Annotated in this window: 30 protein-coding genes; 6 read left to right on the top strand and 24 right to left on the bottom strand. The window is 61.3% G+C overall.

Going from position 1 to position 22,786, the window contains the following annotated elements; translation table 11 throughout:
* From rpsD to rsmI, 20 genes are all read right to left on the bottom strand, one after another.
* On the bottom strand, window positions 1-621 hold a 621-nt coding region (gene rpsD, locus EPO09_RS16050; RefSeq protein WP_290644390.1), incomplete at its 3' end, for a 30S ribosomal protein S4.
* 342 nt (window positions 622-963) lie between these two features.
* A complete protein-coding gene (gene rpsK / locus EPO09_RS16045; protein ID WP_035036296.1) occupies window positions 964-1,368 on the bottom strand; it encodes a 30S ribosomal protein S11 in 405 nt (134 codons plus the stop codon).
* Window positions 1,369-1,403: 35 nt separating this feature from the next.
* On the bottom strand, window positions 1,404-1,766 hold the full coding sequence (rpsM, locus tag EPO09_RS16040) for a 30S ribosomal protein S13 (RefSeq protein WP_035036299.1): 363 nt from the start codon (window positions 1,764-1,766) through the stop codon (window positions 1,404-1,406).
* Window positions 1,767-1,807: 41 nt separating this feature from the next.
* Window positions 1,808-1,921 carry a 50S ribosomal protein L36 gene (gene rpmJ / locus EPO09_RS16035; protein ID WP_058086633.1) on the bottom strand — a complete coding sequence of 38 codons (114 nt, stop codon included), beginning with the start codon at window positions 1,919-1,921 and terminating at the stop codon, window positions 1,808-1,810.
* 296 nt (window positions 1,922-2,217) lie between these two features.
* A complete protein-coding gene (secY, locus tag EPO09_RS16030) occupies window positions 2,218-3,528 on the bottom strand; it encodes a preprotein translocase subunit SecY (protein ID WP_290644380.1) in 1,311 nt (436 codons plus the stop codon).
* Between the two features lie 45 nt (window positions 3,529-3,573).
* Window positions 3,574-4,008 carry a 50S ribosomal protein L15 gene (gene rplO, locus EPO09_RS16025; protein WP_290644378.1) on the bottom strand — a complete coding sequence of 145 codons (435 nt, stop codon included), beginning with the start codon at window positions 4,006-4,008 and terminating at the stop codon, window positions 3,574-3,576.
* A gap of 24 nt (window positions 4,009-4,032) precedes the next feature.
* Entirely contained in the window at window positions 4,033-4,215 is a 183-nt protein-coding gene (gene rpmD, locus EPO09_RS16020) for a 50S ribosomal protein L30 (RefSeq protein WP_290644376.1), read from the bottom strand.
* A gap of 16 nt (window positions 4,216-4,231) precedes the next feature.
* Window positions 4,232-4,750: a 30S ribosomal protein S5 gene (gene rpsE / locus EPO09_RS16015; protein WP_290644374.1), complete on the bottom strand. Its 519-nt coding sequence runs from the start codon at window positions 4,748-4,750 to the stop codon at window positions 4,232-4,234.
* A gap of 29 nt (window positions 4,751-4,779) precedes the next feature.
* Window positions 4,780-5,142 (bottom strand): 50S ribosomal protein L18, encoded by a 363-nt coding sequence (gene rplR, locus EPO09_RS16010; RefSeq protein ID WP_290644372.1) that lies wholly within the window; start codon window positions 5,140-5,142, stop codon window positions 4,780-4,782.
* A gap of 14 nt (window positions 5,143-5,156) precedes the next feature.
* Entirely contained in the window at window positions 5,157-5,690 is a 534-nt protein-coding gene (gene rplF, locus EPO09_RS16005; protein WP_290644370.1) for a 50S ribosomal protein L6, read from the bottom strand.
* Window positions 5,691-5,706: 16 nt separating this feature from the next.
* Window positions 5,707-6,102 (bottom strand): 30S ribosomal protein S8, encoded by a 396-nt coding sequence (gene rpsH / locus EPO09_RS16000; protein ID WP_290644368.1) that lies wholly within the window; start codon window positions 6,100-6,102, stop codon window positions 5,707-5,709.
* A gap of 30 nt (window positions 6,103-6,132) precedes the next feature.
* Complete coding sequence (rpsN, locus tag EPO09_RS15995; protein ID WP_290644366.1) at window positions 6,133-6,438, bottom strand: 30S ribosomal protein S14; 306 nt, start codon at window positions 6,436-6,438, stop codon at window positions 6,133-6,135.
* 8 nt (window positions 6,439-6,446) lie between these two features.
* Window positions 6,447-6,998 (bottom strand): 50S ribosomal protein L5, encoded by a 552-nt coding sequence (gene rplE, locus EPO09_RS15990; RefSeq protein ID WP_290644364.1) that lies wholly within the window; start codon window positions 6,996-6,998, stop codon window positions 6,447-6,449.
* A gap of 8 nt (window positions 6,999-7,006) precedes the next feature.
* Window positions 7,007-7,324 carry a 50S ribosomal protein L24 gene (gene rplX / locus EPO09_RS15985; RefSeq protein WP_290644362.1) on the bottom strand — a complete coding sequence of 106 codons (318 nt, stop codon included), beginning with the start codon at window positions 7,322-7,324 and terminating at the stop codon, window positions 7,007-7,009.
* 28 nt (window positions 7,325-7,352) lie between these two features.
* The gene (rplN, locus tag EPO09_RS15980; protein WP_088286487.1) at window positions 7,353-7,721 is read right to left on the bottom strand and encodes a 50S ribosomal protein L14; all 369 of its coding nucleotides are present in this window, start codon (window positions 7,719-7,721) and stop codon (window positions 7,353-7,355) included.
* A 321-nt stretch (window positions 7,722-8,042) separates the two neighbouring features.
* Window positions 8,043-9,503, bottom strand: coding sequence for a metalloprotease TldD (gene tldD, locus EPO09_RS15975; RefSeq protein ID WP_290644358.1), 1,461 nt, complete (start codon window positions 9,501-9,503; stop codon window positions 8,043-8,045).
* A 68-nt stretch (window positions 9,504-9,571) separates the two neighbouring features.
* Complete coding sequence (locus EPO09_RS15970; protein WP_290644356.1) at window positions 9,572-10,528, bottom strand: lipase secretion chaperone; 957 nt, start codon at window positions 10,526-10,528, stop codon at window positions 9,572-9,574.
* Between the two features lie 166 nt (window positions 10,529-10,694).
* Window positions 10,695-11,642: a triacylglycerol lipase gene (locus EPO09_RS15965; RefSeq protein ID WP_290644354.1), complete on the bottom strand. Its 948-nt coding sequence runs from the start codon at window positions 11,640-11,642 to the stop codon at window positions 10,695-10,697.
* A gap of 266 nt (window positions 11,643-11,908) precedes the next feature.
* Window positions 11,909-12,868 carry a triacylglycerol lipase gene (locus tag EPO09_RS15960; protein WP_290644352.1) on the bottom strand — a complete coding sequence of 320 codons (960 nt, stop codon included), beginning with the start codon at window positions 12,866-12,868 and terminating at the stop codon, window positions 11,909-11,911.
* Between the two features lie 169 nt (window positions 12,869-13,037).
* Window positions 13,038-13,943 carry a 16S rRNA (cytidine(1402)-2'-O)-methyltransferase gene (gene rsmI, locus EPO09_RS15955; RefSeq protein WP_290644350.1) on the bottom strand — a complete coding sequence of 302 codons (906 nt, stop codon included), beginning with the start codon at window positions 13,941-13,943 and terminating at the stop codon, window positions 13,038-13,040.
* A gap of 1 nt (window position 13,944) precedes the next feature.
* Between rsmI and EPO09_RS15950 the strand changes: the two genes are divergently transcribed.
* The 3 genes from EPO09_RS15950 to EPO09_RS15940 are packed head-to-tail and all read left to right on the top strand — an operon-like array spanning window position 13,945 to window position 15,597.
* Window positions 13,945-14,322: a YraN family protein gene (locus EPO09_RS15950; RefSeq protein ID WP_290644348.1), complete on the top strand. Its 378-nt coding sequence runs from the start codon at window positions 13,945-13,947 to the stop codon at window positions 14,320-14,322.
* Window positions 14,323-14,373: 51 nt separating this feature from the next.
* Window positions 14,374-14,952 carry an SIS domain-containing protein gene (locus tag EPO09_RS15945; RefSeq protein ID WP_290644346.1) on the top strand — a complete coding sequence of 193 codons (579 nt, stop codon included), beginning with the start codon at window positions 14,374-14,376 and terminating at the stop codon, window positions 14,950-14,952.
* On the top strand, window positions 14,953-15,597 hold the full coding sequence (locus tag EPO09_RS15940) for a BON domain-containing protein (RefSeq protein WP_290644344.1): 645 nt from the start codon (window positions 14,953-14,955) through the stop codon (window positions 15,595-15,597).
* Window position 15,598: 1 nt separating this feature from the next.
* Here EPO09_RS15940 and EPO09_RS15935 read toward each other — a convergent pair whose 3' ends face one another.
* The 4 genes from EPO09_RS15935 to EPO09_RS15920 are packed head-to-tail and all read right to left on the bottom strand — an operon-like array spanning window position 15,599 to window position 19,405.
* The gene (locus tag EPO09_RS15935; protein WP_290644342.1) at window positions 15,599-16,498 is read right to left on the bottom strand and encodes an NAD(P)-dependent oxidoreductase; all 900 of its coding nucleotides are present in this window, start codon (window positions 16,496-16,498) and stop codon (window positions 15,599-15,601) included.
* A 14-nt stretch (window positions 16,499-16,512) separates the two neighbouring features.
* On the bottom strand, window positions 16,513-17,649 hold the full coding sequence (locus tag EPO09_RS15930) for a PilT/PilU family type 4a pilus ATPase (RefSeq protein ID WP_290644340.1): 1,137 nt from the start codon (window positions 17,647-17,649) through the stop codon (window positions 16,513-16,515).
* Between the two features lie 57 nt (window positions 17,650-17,706).
* Complete coding sequence (locus EPO09_RS15925; RefSeq protein ID WP_290644338.1) at window positions 17,707-18,360, bottom strand: Crp/Fnr family transcriptional regulator; 654 nt, start codon at window positions 18,358-18,360, stop codon at window positions 17,707-17,709.
* Window position 18,361: 1 nt separating this feature from the next.
* On the bottom strand, window positions 18,362-19,405 hold the full coding sequence (locus tag EPO09_RS15920; RefSeq protein WP_290644336.1) for a type IV pilus twitching motility protein PilT: 1,044 nt from the start codon (window positions 19,403-19,405) through the stop codon (window positions 18,362-18,364).
* A 37-nt stretch (window positions 19,406-19,442) separates the two neighbouring features.
* Between EPO09_RS15920 and EPO09_RS15915 the strand changes: the two genes are divergently transcribed.
* Genes EPO09_RS15915 through EPO09_RS15905 form a run of 3 tightly spaced genes read left to right on the top strand, consistent with a single transcriptional unit; the run spans window position 19,443 to window position 22,758 of the window.
* Window positions 19,443-20,129 (top strand): YggS family pyridoxal phosphate-dependent enzyme, encoded by a 687-nt coding sequence (locus tag EPO09_RS15915; protein WP_290644335.1) that lies wholly within the window; start codon window positions 19,443-19,445, stop codon window positions 20,127-20,129.
* A 38-nt stretch (window positions 20,130-20,167) separates the two neighbouring features.
* Window positions 20,168-20,902 carry a LuxR C-terminal-related transcriptional regulator gene (locus EPO09_RS15910; protein ID WP_290644333.1) on the top strand — a complete coding sequence of 245 codons (735 nt, stop codon included), beginning with the start codon at window positions 20,168-20,170 and terminating at the stop codon, window positions 20,900-20,902.
* Complete coding sequence (locus tag EPO09_RS15905; RefSeq protein WP_290644331.1) at window positions 20,899-22,758, top strand: hybrid sensor histidine kinase/response regulator; 1,860 nt, start codon at window positions 20,899-20,901, stop codon at window positions 22,756-22,758. Before EPO09_RS15910 ends, EPO09_RS15905 begins: the two co-directional genes overlap by 4 nt.
* The last annotated feature ends 28 nt before the right edge of the window (window positions 22,759-22,786 follow it).

Raw genomic sequence — 22,786 nt, 5'->3', positions numbered from 1 at the left:
ACGAGAATACAGTTCGACGATCAGCGATTCGTTGATGTCGGAGCCGAACTCATCGCGGTCCGGGGTCTTCTTGAAGACGCCTTCCAGCTTGGCGCCATCAACAGTAACCCAACCGGGCAGACCGATGGAATCGGCCAGCTTGAATGCTTCTTGCACGCGAACTTGCTTCTTGGCCTTTTCGCGCACAGCCACCACGTCACCGGTCTTGACCAGGAAGGACGGGATGTTCACGACTTGACCGTTCACGACCACACCCTTGTGGCCCACCAGCTGGCGAGCTTCGGCGCGGGTCGAGGCAAAGCCCATGCGGTACACGACGTTGTCCAGGCGCGATTCCAGCAGGAACAGCAGGTTCGAACCGGTGTTGCCCTTGCGACGCTCGGCTTCAGCGAAGTAGCGGCGGAATTGCTTTTCCAGCACGCCATACATGCGCTTGACCTTCTGCTTTTCACGCAGTTGCAGACCGAAGTCAGAGGTGCGCGAGCCGGAGGTACGGCCGTGTTGACCGGGCTTGGTGTCGAACTTGGCCTTGTCGCTGATAGGGCGGCGGGCGCTCTTGAGGAACAGGTCGGTGCCTTCGCGGCGGGCCAGTTTGGCCTTGGGTCCGAGGTAACGTGCCACTTTTCGTGTCCTTGTAATGTCTGACGCTGGTGCCGCCTCTAATACGGTTGACCAACGCGAGTCTGGCGAATCACAATCGCGCAGACGGTGGGCTTCAAATCAGGTAGCCAGCCGACAGGTGCAGGGTTTAGCCAAACGTCAAAGACGCGGCAAAAAGTCACACCAAATCCGCCCTCTACCACAGAGAACTTGCGATTATAGCAAGTTGTGCGTGCGCTTGTACACCACTGCCACGCAGACGTGTCAAGATTGCACAACGCACAAACCCCGCCTGCACTGTTTCCAGAGCATGCGAGGTCGTGATCTGATCAGGCAAACACCTGACCAGTCATTCTGGCAGCATCAGATGCGGCGACGCTTCTGAGGACGGCAACCGTTGTGAGGAACGGGCGTCACGTCGGAGATCGAGTTGATGCGGATGCCCAGCGAAGCCAGAGCGCGCACCGACGATTCACGACCAGGACCGGGGCCCTTGATCTCGACGTCCAGATTCTTGATGCCTTGTTCTTGAGCAGCGCGGCCAGCCACTTCAGCGGCCACCTGGGCTGCGAAAGGCGTGGACTTGCGGGAGCCCTTGAAACCTTGACCACCCGACGAAGCCCAGGACAGTGCATTGCCCTGACGGTCGGTGATGGTGATGATGGTGTTGTTGAACGACGCGTGCACGTGGGCGATGCCGTCCGCAATATTCTTGCGGACCTTCTTGCTCACACGACGGGCAGCGCTGTTCGCAGGTGCTTTAGCCATGATGTCTTTCTCTTGAACTCAGCAATTAGCCCAGATCACTTCTTACCAGCGATCGCCTTGCGCGGACCCTTGCGAGTACGTGCATTCGTGCGAGTGCGTTGGCCGCGCATAGGCAGGCCGCGACGGTGACGGAAGCCGCGATAGCAGCCCAAATCCATCAGTCGCTTGATATTCATCGAGAGCTCGCGGCGCAGGTCACCCTCAATGGTGAGCTTGCCCACTTCTTCACGAATTTTTTCCAGGTCGCCGTCAGTCAATTCCTTGATCTTCTTGTCGAAGGGAATGCCTGCAGCCGTGCAGATTTTCTGCGCGGTTGTGCGACCAATGCCGTAGATCGAAGTCAGACCGATTTCGGTATGCTTGTGCGGCGGAATGTTGATGCCAGCAATACGTGCCATAACTGTCCTCTGAACGCGTGTGTCGTCGCCGGGTCAGGCGATCAGCCTTGACGCTGCTTGTGACGTGGGTCGGTGCAGATCACACGGACCACGCCCTTGCGGCGGATGATTTTGCAATTGCGGCACATAACCTTGACGGATGCCGAGACTTTCATGGTCTTCTCCTGAACCGTTGACTTGCAACGGAAATTCGCCCACGTTTCCGGGGTCACCAAAACTTCAAGCTCACTTCGCCCGGAACACGATGCGAGCACGACTCAAACTGTTTAGCAGGCGAGTTCCAATGTCACTTGTCATCAAGGCAGGGTGCGCATTGTAGCGCAGACACTCTGCCGGATGTGACGCGAAACCACATACCTACTCTAAAGCCTCACAAGAACACCTGTTTGCGGGAGACCTGCTGGCCTCTACCTGCTGCGTGATCCTGTTGCGTATCGTCAGCCGATACGCCTCAGCTTGCTTTGAAATTTGCCTTCTTCAGCAGAGAGTCATACTGCTGAGACATGACGTAGGACTGCACTTGTGCCCAGAAATCCATCGTGACAACCACGATGATCAGCAGCGAAGTCCCACCGAAGTAGAAAGGAACGTTGTACTTGAGCACGAGGAACTCGGGCAGCAGGCACACGGCCGTAATGTAGACAGCACCAGCCAGAGTCAGACGGGCGAGGATCTTGTCGATATAACGCGCAGTCTGGTCACCAGGGCGGATACCAGGAATGAATGCACCGCTCTTCTTCAGGTTGTCTGCAGTCTCACGGCTGTTGAACACCAGCGCTGTGTAGAAGAAGCAGAAGAAGACGATGGCCACAGAATACAGAAGCACATAGATCGGCTGACCTGGGGACAACATGCTGGCGATGTCTTTCAGCCAGCGCATGCTGTCGCCTGTAGCAAACCAACCCACAGCGGTCGTCGGCAACAGGATGATCGACGACGCGAAGATCGGAGGAATCACACCAGCCATGTTGATCTTCAAGGGCAGGTGCGAAGATTGACCACCGTACACACGGTTGCCAACCTGGCGTTTGGCGTAGTTGACCAGGATCTTGCGCTGGCCACGTTCGACGAACACCACAAAATAAGTCACCAGAACCACCAGCGCCACGATGAAGATGGCTGCCGGGATGCTCATGGCACCGGTACGGATCAGCTCGAACAGACCACCCATCGCATTGGGCAGACCTGCAGCGATACCGCCGAAAATCAGAATAGAGATACCGTTACCCAGACCACGCTCCGTGATCTGCTCACCCAGCCACATCAGGAACATCGTGCCGGCCGTCAGGCTGATCACGGTGGTCATGCGGAAACCAAAACCGGGGCTGATCACCAGACCGGCTGTGCCTTCCAGGGCAACTGCGATACCAAAAGACTGGAACAGAGCCAGGCCTACGGTAGCGTAGCGGGTGTATTGCGTCGTCTTGCGACGACCTGCCTCGCCCTCTTTCTTGAGCTGCTCAAGATGAGGAATCACGTAGCCCATCATCTGCATGATGATGGACGACGAGATGTAAGGCATGATGCCCAGCGCGAACACGGTGAAGCGCGACAGCGCGCCGCCCGAGAACATATTGAACAGACTCAGGATGCCACCTTGCTGCCCCTTGAACAACTGCTGCAGCTGTGACGGGTCGATACCAGGCACAGGCACGTGAGCACCGATGCGGTAGACGACCAGCGCCAGCAGCAGGAAAGTCAGACGACGCTGAAGGTCGCCAAACTTGCCGCTTTGAGCCAGTTGAGTGGGGGAAGTTGCCACGCTAGAGTCCGTTCCAGGTTCTTACGTTCTTACTGAGCTGTTGGCTTATTCAGCCAGCGAGCCACCAGCTGCTTCGATAGCGGTCTTGGCGCCGGCGGTTGCGCCGATACCCTTGAGCACAACCTTGGCGGTCAGTTCACCCGACTTGATGACCTTGACGACCTTGGCAATCTGAGGAATCAGACCGGCAGCCTTCAGAGACAGCACGTCAACTTCGGAAGCGCCCAGTGCTTGCAGTTCGCCCAGAGTGATCTCGGCGTTGTACTTCAGCAGATGCGACTTGAAACCACGCTTAGGCAAGCGACGTTGCAAAGGCATTTGACCGCCTTCGAAACCGACCTTGTGGTAGCCGCCCGAACGCGACTTCTGACCTTTGTGACCGCGACCAGCGGTCTTGCCCAGACCGGAGCCGATGCCGCGACCGACACGGCGCTTGGCATGCTTGGCGCCTTCAGAAGGCTTGATGGTATTGAGTTCCATGGTATTCCCCAAAGCTGCAGTGGTTTAGACCACCACGACCATGTAGCGGACCTTGTTGATCATGCCGCGCACAGCAGGCGTGTCTTCCAGGACGCGGGTGCCGTTCATGCGGCGCAGACCCAGACCGGCCACAGTGGCACGGTGGTCGGCACGGGTGCCGATGGGGCTGCGAACCAGCTTGACGGTGACAGTTTTCTTTTCGCTCATCTCAGCTCTCCGACGATCAGTTGAAGATTTCTTCAACAGTCAGACCGCGCTTGGCAGCGATTTCGGCCGGGGTCGTTGCCTTGTTCAAGGCATCGAACGTGGCGCGAACCATGTTGTAAGGGTTGCTCGAACCGAGGCTCTTGGCCACGATGTCGGTGATGCCCATCACTTCAAACACAGCGCGCATTGGGCCGCCTGCGATGATGCCGGTACCAGCGGGAGCTGGAGCCAACAGCACTTTGGCTGCACCGTGTTCGCCACGGATGTTGTGGTGGACGGAGCCGTTCTTCAACGACACCTTCACCATGTTGCGACGAGCTTGGTCCATGGCCTTTTGAACAGCCAACGGCACTTCACGCGCCTTGCCCTTGCCCATGCCGACGCGGCCATCGCCATCGCCAACAACGGTCAGAGCTGCGAAGCCCATGATCCGGCCGCCCTTGACCACTTTGGTCACGCGGTTCACCTGGATCATCTTCTCGCGCAGACCGTCGTCACGACCTTCGTCTGCTACCTTGGGTTGAAACTTAGCCATTTGAAATTCCTTCCGGATGCAGACGTGGCTTAGAACTGAAGACCGGCTTCACGCGCGGCATCAGCCAGGGCCTTGATACGGCCGTGGTACTGGTAACCAGCGCGGTCGAAAGCGACCTTCTCGACACCAGCTGCCTTCGCCTTCTCGGCAATACGCTTGCCAATCAGAGCGGCGGCTGCCACGTTGCCACCAGCTGTCTTGAGCTGGTCGCGCACTTCCTTTTCGGCGGTCGAGGCGGTAGCCAGGACTTTGTCGCCTTCGCCAGAAATCACGCTGGCGTAGATGTGCAGGTTTGTACGGAAAACCGTCAGACGCACGGCGCCTTGAAGAGCGATACGGACACGTGTTTGACGTGCGCGGCGCTGGCGCTGTTCCTTCTTGCTTGTTGCCATGATGAATCAGCTCCTTACTTCTTCTTGGTCTCTTTCAAGACCACGCGCTCGTCGGCGTAGCGGATCCCCTTGCCCTTGTAAGGCTCGGGCGAACGGAATGCGCGCACTTCAGCGGCGATCTGTCCGACTACTTGACGGTCCATACCCTTGATCAGGATTTCGGTTTGAGACGGGGTCTCAACCTTGATGCCTGCGGGCATGTCCTTCACGACGGGGTGAGAGAAACCGATTTGCAGGTTCAGCTTCTGACCGGCAGCCTGGGCACGGAAGCCCACGCCAACCAAGGTCAGCTTCTTCTCGAAGCCCTTGCTGACACCGTTGACGGTGTTGTTCAGCAGAGCGCGGAAGGTGCCGGACATGGCATTGGCTTCAGCGGACTCATTGACTGGGGCAACCTTCAGGACGCCGGCTTCGTTCGAAACGGTTACCAGTGCGTTCTGAGGCAGGCTCAAGGTGCCCAGGGCACCCTTGACGGTCACTGCTTCGGGGGTGATCTTGACGTCCACACCTTGAGGGACGGCGATCGGCATTTTTCCAACGCGGGACATTGCGATTGCTCCTCGATTAGGCGACGTAGGCGATCACTTCGCCACCGATACCGGCGGCGCGAGCCTTACGATCGGTCATCACACCCTTGGGGGTGGTCACGATGGCAACGCCCAGGCCGTTTTGGACCTGAGGGATGTCGTGACGGCCCTTGTAGATGCGCAGACCAGGACGAGACACCCGCTCGATGCGCTCGATAACCGGGCGACCTGCGTAGTATTTCAGCGAGATTTCCAGCGTTGGCTTTGCAGCCTCACCGGTGACGGCGAAACCGTCAATGTAGCCTTCGTCCTTCAGGACCTGGGCAATCGCGACTTTCAGCTTGGACGACGGCAGTGCGACGCTGGTCTTGGCGACCATTTGTGCGTTGCGAATGCGTGTCAGCATGTCGGCGATGGGATCACTCATGCTCATGGGATAACTCCTGTTCGTGCCCTGCTGGGATTACCAGCTCGCCTTGGTGACACCGGGGATGTCGCCAGCGAATGCCAATTCACGGATCTTCGTACGGCCCAAGCCGAACTGACGGAAGGTGCCACGTGGGCGACCGGTCAGACTGCAACGTGCGCGCAGACGGGTTGGGTTGGCGTTACGGGGCAGCTTTTGCAGTTCAAGACGAGCGGCGTAGCGCTCTTCGTCGGACTTCTTGCTGTCGTTGATGACAGCCTTCAGTTCGGCGGTTTTCTTGGCGTACTTGGCAACCAGCTTTTCGCGCTTTTCTTCGCGTTGCTTCAGAGAGACTTTTGCCACGATGTACCTCAGTTCTTGAACGGGAACTTGAAAGCAGCCAGGAGAGCCTTGGCCTCGTCGTCGGTCTTGGCCGTCGTCGTGATGCTGATGTTCAGACCACGGATGGCGTCGATCTTGTCGTACTCGATTTCCGGGAAAATGATCTGTTCCTTGACGCCGACGTTGTAGTTGCCGCGACCGTCAAAAGAACGACCAGAGATACCGCGGAAGTCACGAACGCGTGGCAGCGAGATGGTGACGAAGCGGTCCAGGAATTCGAACATGGTGGCGCCGCGCAGGGTCACCATCGTGCCGATTGGCATGTTTTCACGAATCTTGAAACCAGCGATTGGCTTCTTGGACATCGTGATCACAGGCTTTTGGCCAGCAATCTTGGTCAGGTCGCTCACGGCGTGTTCCATGACCTTCTTGTCCGACACGGCTTCCGAGACACCCATGTTCAGAGTGATCTTGGTCAGACGCGGCACTTCCATGATCGACTTGTAGCCAAATTTGGCCATCAATTCGGGCACGATCTTTTCGCGGTAGATCTGCTGCAGGCGAGCTTGTTGTTGAGCCATGTTTGACCTCAAGCCTTGAGTTCTTCGCCGCTGGACTTGAAGACGCGCACTTTCTTGCCGTCAGCCAGGAGCTTGATACCGACGCGGTCAGCCTTGCCAGAGGCAGGGTTGAAAATCGCCACGTTGGACTGATGGATGGGCATGGTCTTGTCAACGATGCCGCCGGTGGTGCCCTTCATGGGGTTGGGCTTGACGTGCTTCTTGGCAACGTTCACACCCTCAACCAGCAGATGGGAGTCATCGACGCGAGCGGACACGGTGCCACGCTTGCCTTTGTCGCGACCGGTCAGAACGATGACCTGGTCGCCTGTCTTGAGCTTGTTCATTAGAGCTGTCCTTTGCGTTGCACCGAGATTACAGAACCTCGGGAGCCAGAGACACGATCTTCATGAAGCGCTCGGTACGCAGTTCACGCGTGACCGGGCCGAAGATGCGGGTGCCGATAGGCTCCAGCTTGGCGTTGAGCAGAACGGCGGCGTTGCCGTCGAACTTCACCAGAGAGCCGTCTTGGCGGCGAACACCCTTGGCGGTGCGGACAACCACAGCGCTATAGACCTCGCCCTTCTTGACGCGGCCACGGGGTGCAGCTTCTTTGATGCTCACCTTGATGATGTCGCCGATACCGGCGTAACGACGCTTAGAGCCACCGAGCACCTTGATGCACATGACGCTCTTAGCACCAGTGTTGTCAGCGACGTCAAGTCGCGATTGCATTTGGATCATGGTTACCCCAACTTGGCCCGAACGGCTGCACAACAACTGCACAACAACGAACGGTCAGTCTTGGGCCCGTAGAACGGGCGGATCTGAAAAAAGCAACGTACCTTGTGAGTCCCTGCCGCAGCGCTTTGATCACATGCAATTTGAGTCTTGCCAGCAATCTCTGCGAGGGCCCTCCGTGCATTTGCAAAGAGGTTTTGGGCCAAAGTCCGCTGCTTGATCAGCGAAGCCTTGAATTATGCACGAGATTTAACCAACGGGTCAAGCACTGCATGCAAATAATTAAACAAGGGCGAAAAGAAAGCGGGAAAGAGGCGCCAGGCCTCAGGCGGTGCCGCCAACGGTCAAGCCATCAATACGCAGCGTGGGTTGGCCGACGCCAACAGGCACGCTCTGACCTTCCTTGCCACAGGTGCCCACGCCACTGTCGAGCGCCAGATCGTTGCCAATCATGCTGACGCGGGTCATGGCCTCGGGGCCGTTGCCGATCAGGGTGGCGCCCTTGACGGGATACTGGATCTTGCCGTTTTCGACCCAGTAGGCCTCACTGGCGGAGAACACGAACTTGCCGGAGGTGATGTCCACCTGACCGCCGCCGAAGTTGGCCGCGTACAGGCCACGCTCGATGGAGGCCACGATTTCCTCGGGATCCTTGTCGCCGGCCAACATATAAGTGTTGGTCATGCGGGGCATGGGCAGGTGGGCGTAGCTTTCGCGCCGGCCATTGCCAGTCTGGCCGGTTTTCATCAGGCGGGCGTTGGTGGCGTCCTGCATATAGCCCATGAGGATGCCGTCTTCGATCAGCACGGTGCGCTGGGTGGCAAAGCCTTCGTCGTCGATGTTGAGCGAGCCGCGGCGATCCGGCAGGGTGCCGTCGTCCAGCACGGTGACGCCCTTGGCGGCCACACGCTGCCCCACCCGGCCCGAGAACACGCTGGAGCCCTTGCGGTTGAAGTCGCCTTCCAGACCATGGCCCACGGCTTCGTGCAGCAGGATGCCTGGCCAGCCATTGCCCAGCACCACCGTCATTTCGCCGGCGGGCGCAGGACGCGCCTCCAGGTTGACCAGCGCGGCATGCACAGCCTGATCTACATACTGGTCGGTCACGGCTTGCGTGAAGTAGGACAGGTCGTAACGACCGCCACCACCGGCTGAGCCCACTTCGCGGCGGCCCGCCTGCTCGGCGATCACGGTCAGGGACAGGCGGATCAGGGGGCGCACATCGGCGGCCAGGGTGCCGTCAGCACGGGCCACCATCACGACGTCGTATTCACAGCCCAGGCCGGCCATGACCTGCACGATGCGCGGGTCCTTGGCACGGGCGCGGCGCTCGACGTCCTCGAGCAGGGCCACTTTGGCGGCACTGTCGAGCGAGGCGATGGGATCAAACGAGGCGTAGAGGCTGCGCGAGGGCGCCACGCGGTGCTCGCCCACCTTCACGCGGCGGCTCTGGCCGGCTGCGGCAATGGTGCGCACGGTGCGCGCGGCATCCAGCAAAGCGGCCTCGGAGATGTCGTCGGAGTAGGCGAAGGCGGTTTTTTCGCCGGAGATGGCGCGCACGCCCACACCCTGGTCGATACCGAAGCTGCCGGATTTGACGATGCCCTCTTCCAGGCTCCATCCTTCGCTGCGGGTGTACTGGAAATACAGGTCCGCGTCATCGACCCGGTGTTCGGTGATGACCTTGAGGGCCTTGAGCAAGGTGGATTCGTCCAGACCATAAGGTGCGAGCAGCAACTCACGGGCGGTCTGGAGGCGGGCGATGGTGGCGTCAACGGCGATCATGACCCCATTGTAGGCACGGCCCGCATGAGCCAGCGCCCATCAAGGATATCCAGGGGGTATCTACCGTGTCAGAGATGCAGCAGTGCCTCAACGCGCAGGTGCTCGTCGGGTTTGAAATGGCTGTTGACGTAGGCCTGCATCTCTTGCTTGCGCTGGGTATCAGACAGGTTGGTGGCGCCTTTCAGGCGATCCCATTCGGTGCGAGCGGCGGCCAGGCGGCGCTCCCAATCGGCCCATTCTTCATCAACCCTGGCAAGACGATCGGCCGCAGCCTGACCGTAACGAGCGACGCGCTCGGCTTGCACGGCGGCAGGATCCTTGCCGGGCGCCATCTGGGGCACGGGCTCACCGGGATCGGGCGGAGGCGGCTGGCCAGACTCCAGTTGCGCGTAGTACTGCTTGAAGTTCTGCTCGTCCTGATCAAAGAAGGCCTTGGCCCAGTCGGCGCCCAGGATCTGGCGGCGCACCTGCTTTTGCTCGTCGAACACGGCCAGCCAGGTGCTGCGCTCGGATTGATCGAACTTGTTGCGGTACTGGTAGGTGCGCACCTGCCAGTACTTGTCCCAGATGGCCATGATCTCGTTGCCGAGCTGTTCGCCATGGGCTTTGCGGGCTTCATCGGCCACCAGGGCCTTGATGTCCTCGATGGACACTTCACCCAGACCCAGGATGTAGTACTCGAAACGCTTGCGCAACTCCGGGCAAGGCGAGAGCTTGGCGGAGGCCACACACCAGTCACCAGAGGGCTCGGTGCCGGCGAAGGAGCCTTCCTTGAAGAGTTTGTTGCGAACCTGATCGGGCGTCATCGCCTTGCTCTGCGCAGCGCCCGAGGCTGGCGAGGCGCCATCCGATGTCGCGCCGATCATGTTCCAACCAGAAGCACCCGCCGAGCCAGTTGCACCAGCGCCATCCGCGCCGCGGTGCGTCATCCAGAACGCCGAGGCGCCCAGCACCACAGCGATCCCGCCTGCCACCATCCATCCACGTGTTTGCGTCGTGCGCATCATTGTCTTGCTCCAGCTCATCAGGGCCTGCTACCGCTTGAGGCCGCTTGTCGAGCCCATTTTCAGGGCGTCGTGTTTCAGTCGTACCCAGGGCTAATGCCCGGTTTGCAAAAGAACAAAGGTCGATCCCCTTGAATGGAGGATCGACCTTGATGCCTCAGAGCCTTTCAGCTCAAGCCGCGCTCGATCAGAGCAGGGCCCACTTCAGGCGGTTGGCGTGCTGGACGTAGAAAGCCACGGGGTCCGGAGCCGTCTTGCCGATGGTGCCCAGAACCTGGTTGATTTCGTCCAGGTGGTTCCAGTCGTAGTTGTCCTTGATGACCTTGCCCCAGTGGCTGGAGCATTGCGAGACCAGACCGTCGTTGGCTTCACCCTTGAAGTAGTCGCCGGTATAGGCCAGCAAGGCGTCAGAAACGTCCCAGCTGTTGGTCTTGACCGAGGTACCGGAGAACGAGTACCAGTTCATGCTGTTGCCGGCGATCTTGGCGGTTTGAGGGCCGCTGCCGCAGGTGGTCGTGGGCGCACCAACGGGGAACTTGGCGTTGAAGGCTGCAGCGCCCGTCGTGCTCAAGGCGTTCAGCGCGGTCATCAGATCGGTTTGGCTGGTGGTCTTGTTACCGGTCAACCAGGAGATCAGCTTCAGGCCAGCGGTGGCGACCTGATCAAAGGTGCCATCAGGGGTGGTGTGGGCACCGATTTCATCGGCCACCTTGGAGCCAAAGTGCGTACCAGCCATCGTGCTGACCGAGGCCACCATCGTGGGCACGGTGCCGGCGGCGTAACGCACGGTCGGGCCGCCATGGCTGTGGCCGATCAGGTTGAACTTCTTGACGCCGTCCTTGGCGGCCCATTGCTTCATCTGCTGAACCAGCTCTTCGCCACGGAATTCGGTGGTTTGCGAAGGGTTGACCGAGGCGATGTAGACGGTGGCGCCTTCATCACGCAGCTTGCTGGGGATTTGATAGAAGTACTGGATGCCCAGCACGTTGTCAAAGCCGATGAAGCCGTGAACCAGCACGATGGGGTACTTGGTCTTGGCGGTCGTGCCTGCGTGGGCGGCAGGGGCCACGGCCATGGCCGCGCCAGTCACAGCCACAGCGGCACAGATGGTCTTGATCGAGAGGTTGAATGTCATGCTTGCGCTCCTTTGGTGTGCCCGCTGTTGTGTACGTCAGATGTTTATCGAGTTGCGGACGGAGCAAGTATCTGGATGGCGCGCCCTGGGCAAGCACGGGCATACCCGATGTCCGGGGAAAGCGATCTCCCACGATGGTTGTAGCGCTTAGTAACAACTGGGGGTGCAATTTCAGACGGACGAAAAAAAACCGGCCCCCGAGGAGAAGACCGGCCGAAAAGGCACCATTTGATACCCCGCCAAACCAGCGGGGCATCAGGCATGAATCACAGGCCAGCCAGCTTCAGGCGGTTGGCGTGCTGCTTGTAGAAGGCGACAGGATCCGGCGCGTTCTTGCCGATACCGCCTAGCACCTGGTTGATTTCGTCCAGGTGGTTCCAGTCGTAGTTGTCCTTGACGACCTTGCCCCAGTGGCTGGAGCACTGTGAGACCAGACCGTCGTTGGCTTCGCCCTTGAAGTACTCGGCTGTGTAGGACAGGATGGCATCCGAGATATCCCAGCCATCGGTCTTGACCGACGTGCCGGAGAAGGAGTACCAGCGCATGCTGTTGCCATTGACGCTGGCCACTTCAGGGCCTGTGCCACAAGGGGTGGTCGGCGCGCCCACAGGGAACTTGGCGTTGAAGGCTGCAGAGCCGGGCGTGCTCAGCGCCTTCAGGGCGGTCAGCAGGTCGGTGTCGCTCGTGGTCTTGTTGCCAGTCAACCAGGAGATCAGCTTCAGTCCGGCCGTGGCCAGCTTGTCGAAGCCGCCGCCTGGCGTGGTGTTGGCGAGGATGTCATCGGCCACCTTGGAGCCAAAGTGCGTACCGGCCATGGTGCTGACGGACGCAACCATTGAGGGCACGGTGCCGGCGGCGTACCGCACAGTCGGGCCGCCGTGGCTGTGACCGATCAGGTTGAACTTCTTGACGCCATCCTTGGCGGCCCACTGCTTCATCTGCTGGATCAGCTCTTCGCCACGGAACTCGGTGGTCTGCGAGGGGTTGACCGAGGCGATGTAGACGGTGGCGCCGTCCTTGCGCAGGTTGTTGGGGATGTCGTAGAAGTACTGGATGCCCAGCACATTGTCGAAACCGATGAAGCCGTGAACCAGCACAATGGGGTTCTTGGTCTTGGCGGGGCTGAACAGCGAAGACAGCAACTGAGCCTGGGCAGGCACAGCAGCCATGCCGGCAGCAGCGACGGCCACAGCAGCACAAACCTGGCGAAGGGAAGACGATGTCATGGAAGCTCTCCTATGTGTAGGGCAGCTCGTATCGGCTGCTGAGCTTCATTCTTTGACGATCGTTAAATACTCACCCTTGGGTAAACCCCAAAAATTCGGGTTGGCCTCCCCCCATGCTCACGGGGCCACGCGGGCGATCTCACGACACCTCACCCGGATCGTTCGCGCTTTATTCCTCGCCCTCTTCTGCGCTCCTGTGCGCCAGGGCCAGGTCGTACAGCGCCTTTTTGGGCAGGCCAGCCGCATCGGCCACCAGGCCGGCCGCGAGCTTGACGGGCACGTGCCGCACCAACTCCTTGAGCAAGGCATCCATCGCTGGCGACAAAGCTTGCACCTCATCATCGGCGCGTGGCACGCCGTGCACCACCAGCACGAATTCGCCTCGCAGCCGGTTGGCATCGGCCTTCAACCACGCGGGCATCTCATGGGTAGTCAATGTGGAGATGCTCTCGAACTGTTTGGTCAGCTCACGGCAAACGGTGACTCGGCCTTGCGGCAGCACCTCGCCCAACTCTTTGGCCAGGGCCTCGATACGATGCGGCGCTTCGAACAGCACGATGCTGTCGCGCCCACCCAGCACCGTTTGCAGCACGTTGACACGCGCGGCGCCCTTGGATGGCAGAAAGCCCACGAACCGGAAACCGTTGGCCTGAGCATCACCCGCCGCACTCATGGCCGTGGTGACGCTGCTGGCGCCCGGCAAAGGCACCACCGTCAGGCCTGCCGCATGGGCGGCCTGCACCAGGTGCGCGCCCGGATCGGACACCGCCGGGGTACCCGCATCCGACACATAGGCCACGCGTTGCCCCTCTTGCAGCAAGGCCACCACACCTTGCGCACTGCCGACCTCGTTGTGCTGATGCAGCGCGATCAGTTTTTTGTCCAGGCCCAGGTGGCGCAGCAGGTTGCCGGTGACCCGGGTGTCCTCACACGCCACCACATCCACCAAGGCCAGTACATGCAGCGAACGCAGGCTCATGTCGGCCAGATTGCCGATGGGCGTGGCCACCAGATACAGCGCGCCTTTGGGATACTGCTGGCTGCCGGCCACGTGGTGAGCCGCCTGGAGCAGCATATTGGCATCAAAGGTCACAACAAAATCCCGGGGAGATGAAGGGGAAGCGAAAGCGCTGGTCTATTTGCAGGATCAGGGCTTGACGCTGGTGGAGCGCAATTATCGGGTGGCGCGAGGTCCGAGTGCGCGCGGCGCCGAAGTCGATCTCATCATGAAGGACAAAGACGGCACGCTGGTGTTCGTGGAAGTGCGCCAGCGCGCCAGCACGGATCACGGCGGCGCAGCGGCCACCATCAGTCGGAGCAAACAACGAAAGTGCATTCTGGGCGCCCAGTACTACCTGATGAACCTGCGCGAGTGGCCACCCTGCCGTTTCGACGTGGTCGCCATCGACGGCGAGGCCATTCAATGGCTCCCCGCCGCCTTTGATGCGTCTTGATACGTTTCCCCTCTTGCAGATCAGGCCAAACCCTGACTTATGATCCGCGCCATGCCGGATTCCCACTTTCAGCAGACATCGCTCCAGCAACCCTTGCTGGAAACGGCCGACTGGCTGTACCAATCATCCGATCGCCTGGCGCAGCAACTCAATTACGCGGCGCAGGCGATCATGCACACGATCACCTCGGGTGGCCGCGTGCTGTGCGCCGGCGAAGCCGAAGCAGCCTGGCTGGCACAGCAGGCCGCAGCGCTGCTGGTCAGCGGATCCGGGCGCGAACGCCCACCGCTGGCGGCACATGCCCTGCAGCCCGCACAAGGCGGCGCACAACCCACATTGAGCCAGCAGGTTCGCGCCCTGGGCCACCCTGGTGACGTGTGGCTGGCGTTTTCGATGGAACGCGATGAAGCCGATCTGCGCGAGGCCACGCAGGCTGCGCGGGAACATGACCTGACTTTGATTGCCTTCACGGGTGAGAACGCCGCCACACTGGGGCCGCTGATGCGGGATACCGACGTGTGGGTGCCACTGCCGGGCGCCCGCCCTGAAGCGCTGTTTGCCATCGGGTGGCTGGCCGTGCACGGACTGTGCAACGCCGTCGACACCCACTTGCTTGGAGAGGATGCTTAAATGACCCGCTTGACTTTGACGCCCACACGCCTGCGCTGGGCCGCCGCTTTGCTGACCATCGCCAGCCTGTCGGCCTGCGCCCCGCTGGTACTGGGTGGCGCCGTGGGTGGCGCCTTCATGGCCACGGATCGCCGCACCTCCGGCATCCAGTTGGAAGACCAGACCATCGAACTGAAGGTCAGCAACCGCATCAAGGAAGCGATCGGCGACCAGGGCCACATCAATGTGAATGCCTACAACCGCCGCGTGCTGTTGACCGGCGAGGTGCCCAATGAGTCTGATCGCGCTGCGGCCCAGCAGGCTGCTGCCGCCGTGGAAAACGTGGACAACGTCTACAACGAGCTGATGGTCAGCCTCAACAGCTCCTTCAGCACACGCGCCAATGACGTGCTGCTGGCCAGCAAGGTCAAGGCGACCCTGGTGGATGCGCGCGACATCATCTCCAACGCCTTCAGCGTGGTCACCGAGCGCGGCGATGTCTACATCATGGGCCTGGTGACCGAGCGCGAAGCCAACCGCGCAGCCGAACTGGCCGCCAGCGTGAAAGGCGTGAACCGCGTGGTCAAGGTGATGCAGATCATCAGCGAGGACGAACTGGCTCGCAAGCTGCCACGCCCGGCCAACACAAGCACCACGACCCAGTAAATCAGCGCAGGCGCTTGATCAGGCTGGAAGTATCGAGCCTGCCGCCGCCTGCGGCTTGTACATCGGCATAGAACTGGTCGATCAGGGCCGTGACAGGCAAGCGCGCGCCATGGCGGCGGGCTTCATCCAGCACCAGGCCCAGGTCCTTGCGCATCCAGTCCACGGCAAAGCCGAAGTCGAATTCGTCCTTGATCATGGTGGGGCCACGGTTGACCATCTGCCAGCTGCTGGCCGCACCTTGCGAGATCACGTCGATCACCTGTTGCATGTCCAACCCAGCCTTCTGACCAAAGGCCAGGGCCTCAGCCAGGCTTTGCAGCACACCGCCCACACAGATCTGGTTGACCATCTTGGCGAGCTGGCCCGAGCCGCTGTCACCCAGCAAAGTCACGGCGCGCGAATAAGCCATGATGACCGGCTTGACACGGTCAAACGCGTAGGGCGCGCCGCCACACATCACGGTCAGCACGCCATTGATGGCGCCCAAGTTGCCACCAGACACAGGCGCATCCACGAAAGCGCAGCCCTTTTCCAGCGCCAGATGTGACAGCTCACGCGCAACTTCCGCCGAGGTCGTCGTGTGGTCCACCACGATGCCACCCTTGGGCAAGGTATTGAGTGCCCCCTCCGCACCGATGAGCACCTCGCGCAGGTCATCGTCGTTGCCCACGCAGGTGAACACGATCTCGGCATCACGGGCGGCGTCGGCGGGCGTCAGCGCATGTTCGCCGCCATGCTCAGCCACCCAGGCGCGGGCCTTGGCGTCCGTGCGGTTGTAGACCGTGACCTGATGGCCGGCGCGCAAAAGGTGCACGGCCATCGGTCCGCCCATGGTGCCCAGGCCAATGAAGGCCACCTTGTGGGCATGGATGGGATCGTAGGATTTGTCGGCAGCTTTCATGGTGATCAACCTTGTCAGACGATGCGGAAGTGCTCTGTGCCAGCAGACAGATCCGAGTTGCGGGCGCGCTGGCTGTGGAGCTTGATCTGCAGGCGCAGGTCGTTGACGGAGTCGGCGTTGCGCAAGGCGTCTTCGTAGGTGACGTAGTTGCCTTCGTACAGGTCGAACAAGGCCTGGTCGAAGGTCTGCATGCCCAGCTCGCGCGACTTCTTCATGATCTCCTTGATCTCACCCACTTCACCCTTGAAGATGAGGTCGGAGATCAGCGGCGTGTTGAGCAGGATCTCGACGGCAGCGGCCCGGCCCTTGCCCTCCTGACGCGGCAGCAGGCGTTGTGACACCAGGCCCTTGAGGTTGAGCGACAGGTCCATCAGCAACTGCGCACGGCGCTCTTCGGGGAAGAAGTTGATGATGCGATCGAGCGCCTGGTTGGCGCTGTTGGCGTGCAGCGTGGCCATGCACAGGTGGCCGGTTTCGGCGAACTGCACGGCGTGTTCCATGGTCTCGCGATCACGGATTTCGCCCATGAGGATCACATCGGGTGCCTGACGCAGGGTGTTCTTGAGCGCCATCTCCCAGCCATCGGTGTCGATGCCGATTTCGCGCTGGGTGACGATGCAGTTCTTGTGCGGATGCACGAACTCGACCGGATCTTCCAGCGTGATGATGTGGCCAAACGAGTTCTCGTTGCGATGGTCCACCATGGCGGCCAGCGTGGTCGATTTGCCCGAACCGGTCGCACCCACCAGGATCACCAGACCACGTTTGGTGGCCACCAACTCCTTGAGCACCTGAGGCAAACCCATGCCGTCGATGGTGGGCAGTTGTTGCGGGATCACGCGCAGCACCAGGCCGACATTGCCTTGCTGGACAAAGGCGTTCACACGGAAGCGCCCCACGCCACCCGGCGAGATCGCGAAGTTGCACTCCTTGGTGCGCTCGAACTCGGCGGCCTGCTTGTCGTTCATGATCGAACGCGCCAGGGCCATGGTGTGCTGTGCCGTCAGCGGCTGAGGCGACACCTTGGTGACCTTGCCGTCCACTTTCATCGCGGGCGGGAATTCGGCCGTGAGGAACAGGTCGGAGCCATTGCGCGTGATCAGCAGGCGCAGCAGGTCATTGATGAATTTCGAGGCCTGATCGCGTTCCATGATGGGTCCTGCCTAAGGTGTGAAATGTAGGGAGACTGAAGTGTGCAGCAAGCGCTGTCAGCCGGCGGTCAGCAATGCCCCCAGTCGGGCACTGAGCTGGCGCATGCGCAGCGACAGACGGCGCGCGGTCGAGGTCATGAGCGCCAGGCCCAGTCGGGGCTCTTCAATGGCCAGCTCATCGAGCGCAGCGTTGCTCAGCACGGCCAGCGAGCAGCGGCTGAGCGTGAGACAAGAGGCGAAGCGTGCGCCAGCATCCAGCAGCGACATCTCGCCCAGCACATCGCCTTCACGGGCTTCGGCCAAGCGCGCGCGCGCACCAGTGGGCTGCACGCGATCGACGGCCACCAGCCCCTCCAGCACGATCAGGGCGTAGTCACCCTTTTCTTCCTGCACGATCAGCTCGCGCCCGGGCGGCACGGTCACGAAGTCCAGGTGCTGCATGAGCTTGCGGTGCTCTTGCGCGGGCAGCGACGCCATCAAGGCATCCTTGCCCCAGGTCTTGAGCAGCAGGCTCAGGCCCACTTCCGGGTCCAGTGCGTGCGCGCCCACAGCCAGGCCACGCGCCGTCCAGGCCGAACTGGCCTTGACGGTGTCAGGGCGCTCCATGAACTGGGTGGCGAAATAACCTTCGTCGTCCGCCTTCACCTCGGCGTCATCTTCCCCCTTGCGGCCCGTGGCGTTCAGGGAGAAGCGATCCAGCAATCGTTTCATGTCAGCCCGGGAAGTTCTCTGGGATCTTGGCCTTGGCGCGTGCTTCAGCGGGCGAGATCACATTGCGTCGGACCAGATCGGTCAGGTTCTGGTCCAGCGTCTGCATGCCCAGGCTGTTACCGGTCTGGATGGACGAGTACATCTGGGCGATCTTGTTTTCGCGGATCAGGTTGCGGATGGCCGGCGTGCCGATCATGATTTCGTGCGCAGCGACGCGGCCCGAGCCGTCCTTGGTCTTGCACAGCGTTTGCGAAATCACGGCCTGCAGCGACTCGGACAACATGGCGCGAACCATGTCTTTTTCAGCGGCGGGGAACACGTCCACCACGCGGTCGATGGTCTTGGCGGCGCTCGATGTGTGCAGCGTGCCGAACACCAAGTGGCCGGTTTCCGCAGCGGTCAAGGCCAGGCGGATGGTTTCCAGGTCGCGCATTTCGCCCACGAGGATGCAGTCCGGGTCTTCACGCAGGGCCGAGCGCAGGGCGTTGGCAAAGCTCATGGTGTGCGGGCCCACTTCGCGCTGGTTGACCAGGCACTTCTTGGACTCATGCACGAATTCGATGGGGTCTTCCACCGTCAGGATGTGGCCGTATTCGGTCTCGTTGAGGTGGTTGACCATGCCCGCCAGCGTGGTGGACTTGCCCGAACCCGTCGGGCCGGTGACCAGCACCAGGCCGCGCGGCTTCAGGGCCAGATCCTGGAAGACCTTGGGCGCATTGAGCTGCTCCAGCGTCAGGATCTTGGAAGGAATCGTCCGGAACACGGCGCCGGCGCCACGGTTCTGGTTGAAGGCGTTGACCCGGAAACGCGCCAGGCCCTGGATCTCGAAGGAAAAGTCGCATTCCAGCGTCTCTTCGTACATCTTGCGCTGGGCGTCGTTCATGATGTCGTACACCATGTCATGGACCTGCTTGTGGTCCAGCGCGTCGACGTTGATGCGCCGCACGTCACCGTGCACCCGGATCATGGGAGGCAAGCCCGCAGACAAGTGCAAGTCAGATGCCTTGTTTTTGACCGAGAACGAAAGCAGTTGGGTGATATCCATGGATGATGACAACCTGACAATGTCGTGACAGACCATTATGGCGACGATCGCAAACAACCTACAACTTGTGAGAGCGCGGATAAACCAGGCTTGTTCACGTGTTGGGCGTGCACCCGACAGTGTGACCCTGCTGGCCGTGAGCAAAACGTTTCCAGCTGAAACAGTGCGGGAAGCCTTTCACGCAGGCCAGAGAAAATTCGGCGAAAACTATGTGCAGGAGGCCATCGACAAGATCGCCGCCCTGGCTGATCTGCGCGATCAGATCGAGTGGCACATGATCGGCCCGCTGCAGAGCAACAAGACGCGCGTGGTGGCCGAGCACTTCGACTGGGTGCACACGGTGGACCGCCTGAAGATCGCCCAGCGCCTGAGCGAGCAGCGCCCGGCCCATCTGCCGCCACTGCAGGTGTGCATCCAGGTCAACACCAGCGGCGAGGCCAGCAAGAGCGGCGCCGCCCCGAGCGAGGCGCTTGAACTGGCGCGTGCTGTGATGAATTTGCCACGTTTGAAGTTGCGCGGCGTCATGGCCCTGCCCGCCCCGACCACGGACCCCGCGTTGCAAAAAGCCGAACTCAGGAAGGTCCGAGTCGCGTTTGATGCCCTCCGATTAGCTGGCATCCAGCTGGACACGCTGTCTATGGGAATGAGTGGCGACATGGAGGCCGCTATCGAGGAGGGATCCTCCATGTTGAGGGTGGGTACGGCCCTATTTGGGAACCGTTAATGCCAAATTAAGATCGGGTCGTCTCAGAAGGACCCGGTATGGACGTTTCCCGAGCACCCCACTATTTGCTGGTCGATGACCACAGTTTGATCCGCGAAGGCATGATGCAGGCGATCCGCAGCCTGGATCCGGCTGCGCGCTTTTCTCATGCCAACACGCTGCAAGGCGCGCTGAGCAAGCTGGTGGACGCCGGGATCGACGATCCGATCGACGTTGTCCTGCTGGACCTGGGTCTGCCCGACAGCCGTGGCATGGCCACGCTGCAATCGGTGCGCGCAGCGGCTCCCACACAGCGCATCGGCATCATCACCGGCCAGAGCGACGTGCAGATAGCACTGGAGTGCATCCACCACGGTGCGTCCTGCTTCATCCCCAAGCTCGCCGAAATCGACGGCTTCATGAACGCCCTGCGCGCCCTGGTGGAAGGGCGCCTGCACTTCCCGTCCGAGTTGCTCTCGCCCAGCGAAGTGGACTGGCCAACGCCTGACGAAGAATCCCCACCCCGCGTGATCCGCCTGACGCCACGCCAGAAAGACGTGCTGCAGTGGATCCTCAAGGGTTGCACCAACCACGCCATCGCCACGGCCCTGGGCATCAGCGCCGAGACGGTGAAGCTGCACGTCAGCGCCATCTTCCGCGCCTATGGCGTGCACAGCCGCACGCAACTGGTCTTGCTCTGCTCGCGCAGCCCGGGCGCCATTTCGAGCCATGACGACGACGACGCGAGCACGAACGCTTCCATGAGCGAGGCCTTGCGGGAAAGCGCGGCGTGACCTGGTTGCGGCGCTCGCTTCGGGGCCTGTCTCCGATCGAGGCCCGCATCGACCTGCAGATGCTGCAGGACAGCTGGCGCACCGCACCTGGCGGCATGATCGGCCAGTTCATCGGCCTGGTGCTGATGGGCTGGATGATCCGAGACTGGCCCGTGCAGCACTGGCGCTGGATGGTGCCGGCCACGGGACTGCTCATCGTCTGGGCCATCGTCGTGATGATGGCCAGGCACTTTCGGCGCTTTGGCATCCCCGCCTCCGGCTATGAACGATGGCGCCTGGCGCTGTTGTGGTGGCACGGTGCGCAAGGCACGTCCTGGGGCCTGATGGCCGTGGCCCTGCTGGGCGAGGCCAGCTCGGACTGGCGCCTCACCTTCGTGGCCGCCATCATCGTGTATTGCTACACCATCATGCTGGTGACCGTGCATGACTGGGCCGTGTCCTTCATGGGTGCCTCCCCCTTGCTGGTGCTGGCTGCCGGGCGTTTGCTGGTAGACCACGCGCCCTCGTCCAACTACCTGGCCGTCGTGATGATCATCTCGCTGACGACCTGCATGATCGTCTCGCTCAACATCAGCCGACGGCTGCGTGAGGGCGCACTGCTGCGTCACGAGAACGCCGACCTGGTGCTGCAACTGCGCGACGAGATCAACAAGGTGACGCAGGCCAAGGCTCGGGCTGAAACGGCCGACCGGCAAAAGAGCGAGTTCTTTGCCTCGGCCAGCCATGACCTGCGCCAGCCCTTGCACGTGATGATGCTGCTGAGCAGCGCGCTCAAGCCGCATGTCGAGGCCACGGAAGGCGCCACGCTGCTCAGCAAGATCCACACGGCATTGGGTTCGCTGAGCACCATGTTCGAAAAGATGTTCGACGTGGCGCGCATCGATGCCCAGCGCATCGACTACAAGGCGCAGGCCCTGCCCTTGGCGGCGCTGTGGTCCCGGCTGGACAACGAGTTTTCCGTGCTGTGCGAGAACAAGGGCCTGCACTGGCGCATGGACACGACCGATGACTGGGTACACGCCGACCCGCACGTGCTGGAGCGCATCCTGCGCAACCTGCTCAACAACGCGGTGCGCTACACCGAGCAAGGCGAGGTCAGGTTGCGAGCCCGGGCGCGTGGCCCCTCGATCGTCTGCCAGATCTGGGACACGGGTGTGGGCGTGCAGCGCCAGCATCGCCATCGCATTTTTGAAGACTACTTCCAGGCATCCAACCAGGGGCGGCGCAGCAATGAAGGGCTGGGCCTGGGCCTGGCGGTAGTGCGCCGCTTGAGCATGCTGGGGCCGACACCGGTAACGCTGCTGTCGCGCCCTGGACGAGGCTCGTGCTTTGCCGTGCGGGTGCCGCGACTAATCCCGGCGGGCGCGGAAGGGCTGGTCACCCGCCATGCGGAAGCGCCGACCCGCCCGACCTCCGCCAGCGCCAGACACACCGAGCCCCACAAACGCGAACGCCACGGCGGCGTGATCGTGCTGATTGATGACGAGCCGGACGTGCTGGACGGCACCTCCCTTGTGCTCCAACAACAAGGCTGGCAGGTGGCGGCCGCCAGCACACCGGACGGCGCGATGGATGCGGTGATCCATCTGCAAGAGCAAGGCCTGATGCCTGAGGGCGACATGCCGGCAGCCTTGATCAGCGACCACCGCCTGGGTTTGTCCATCAACGGGCTGGACGCGATCAAGCAGCTGCGCTACGAGTTTGGCGACGAGTTGCCTGCCTTCCTGCTCACCGGCGAAGCCACGCCAGGCCTGGCCAACGACGCACAAGCGGTGCGTGTGCAGTTGCTGCACAAACCCATCCAGGCCGATCGCCTGTTGCGTCTGCTGCAGGAAGTGACGGAGGATGCGGCATGATGGCGGGCTATGAGCACACCCACCATTG

Source organism: Aquabacterium sp., assembly GCF_004297345.1.
Taxonomy (GTDB): domain Bacteria; phylum Pseudomonadota; class Gammaproteobacteria; order Burkholderiales; family Burkholderiaceae_C; genus Aquabacterium.
The sequence above is the reverse complement of the archived record's forward strand: the minus strand, read 5'-3'. Positions and strand labels throughout refer to the sequence as shown.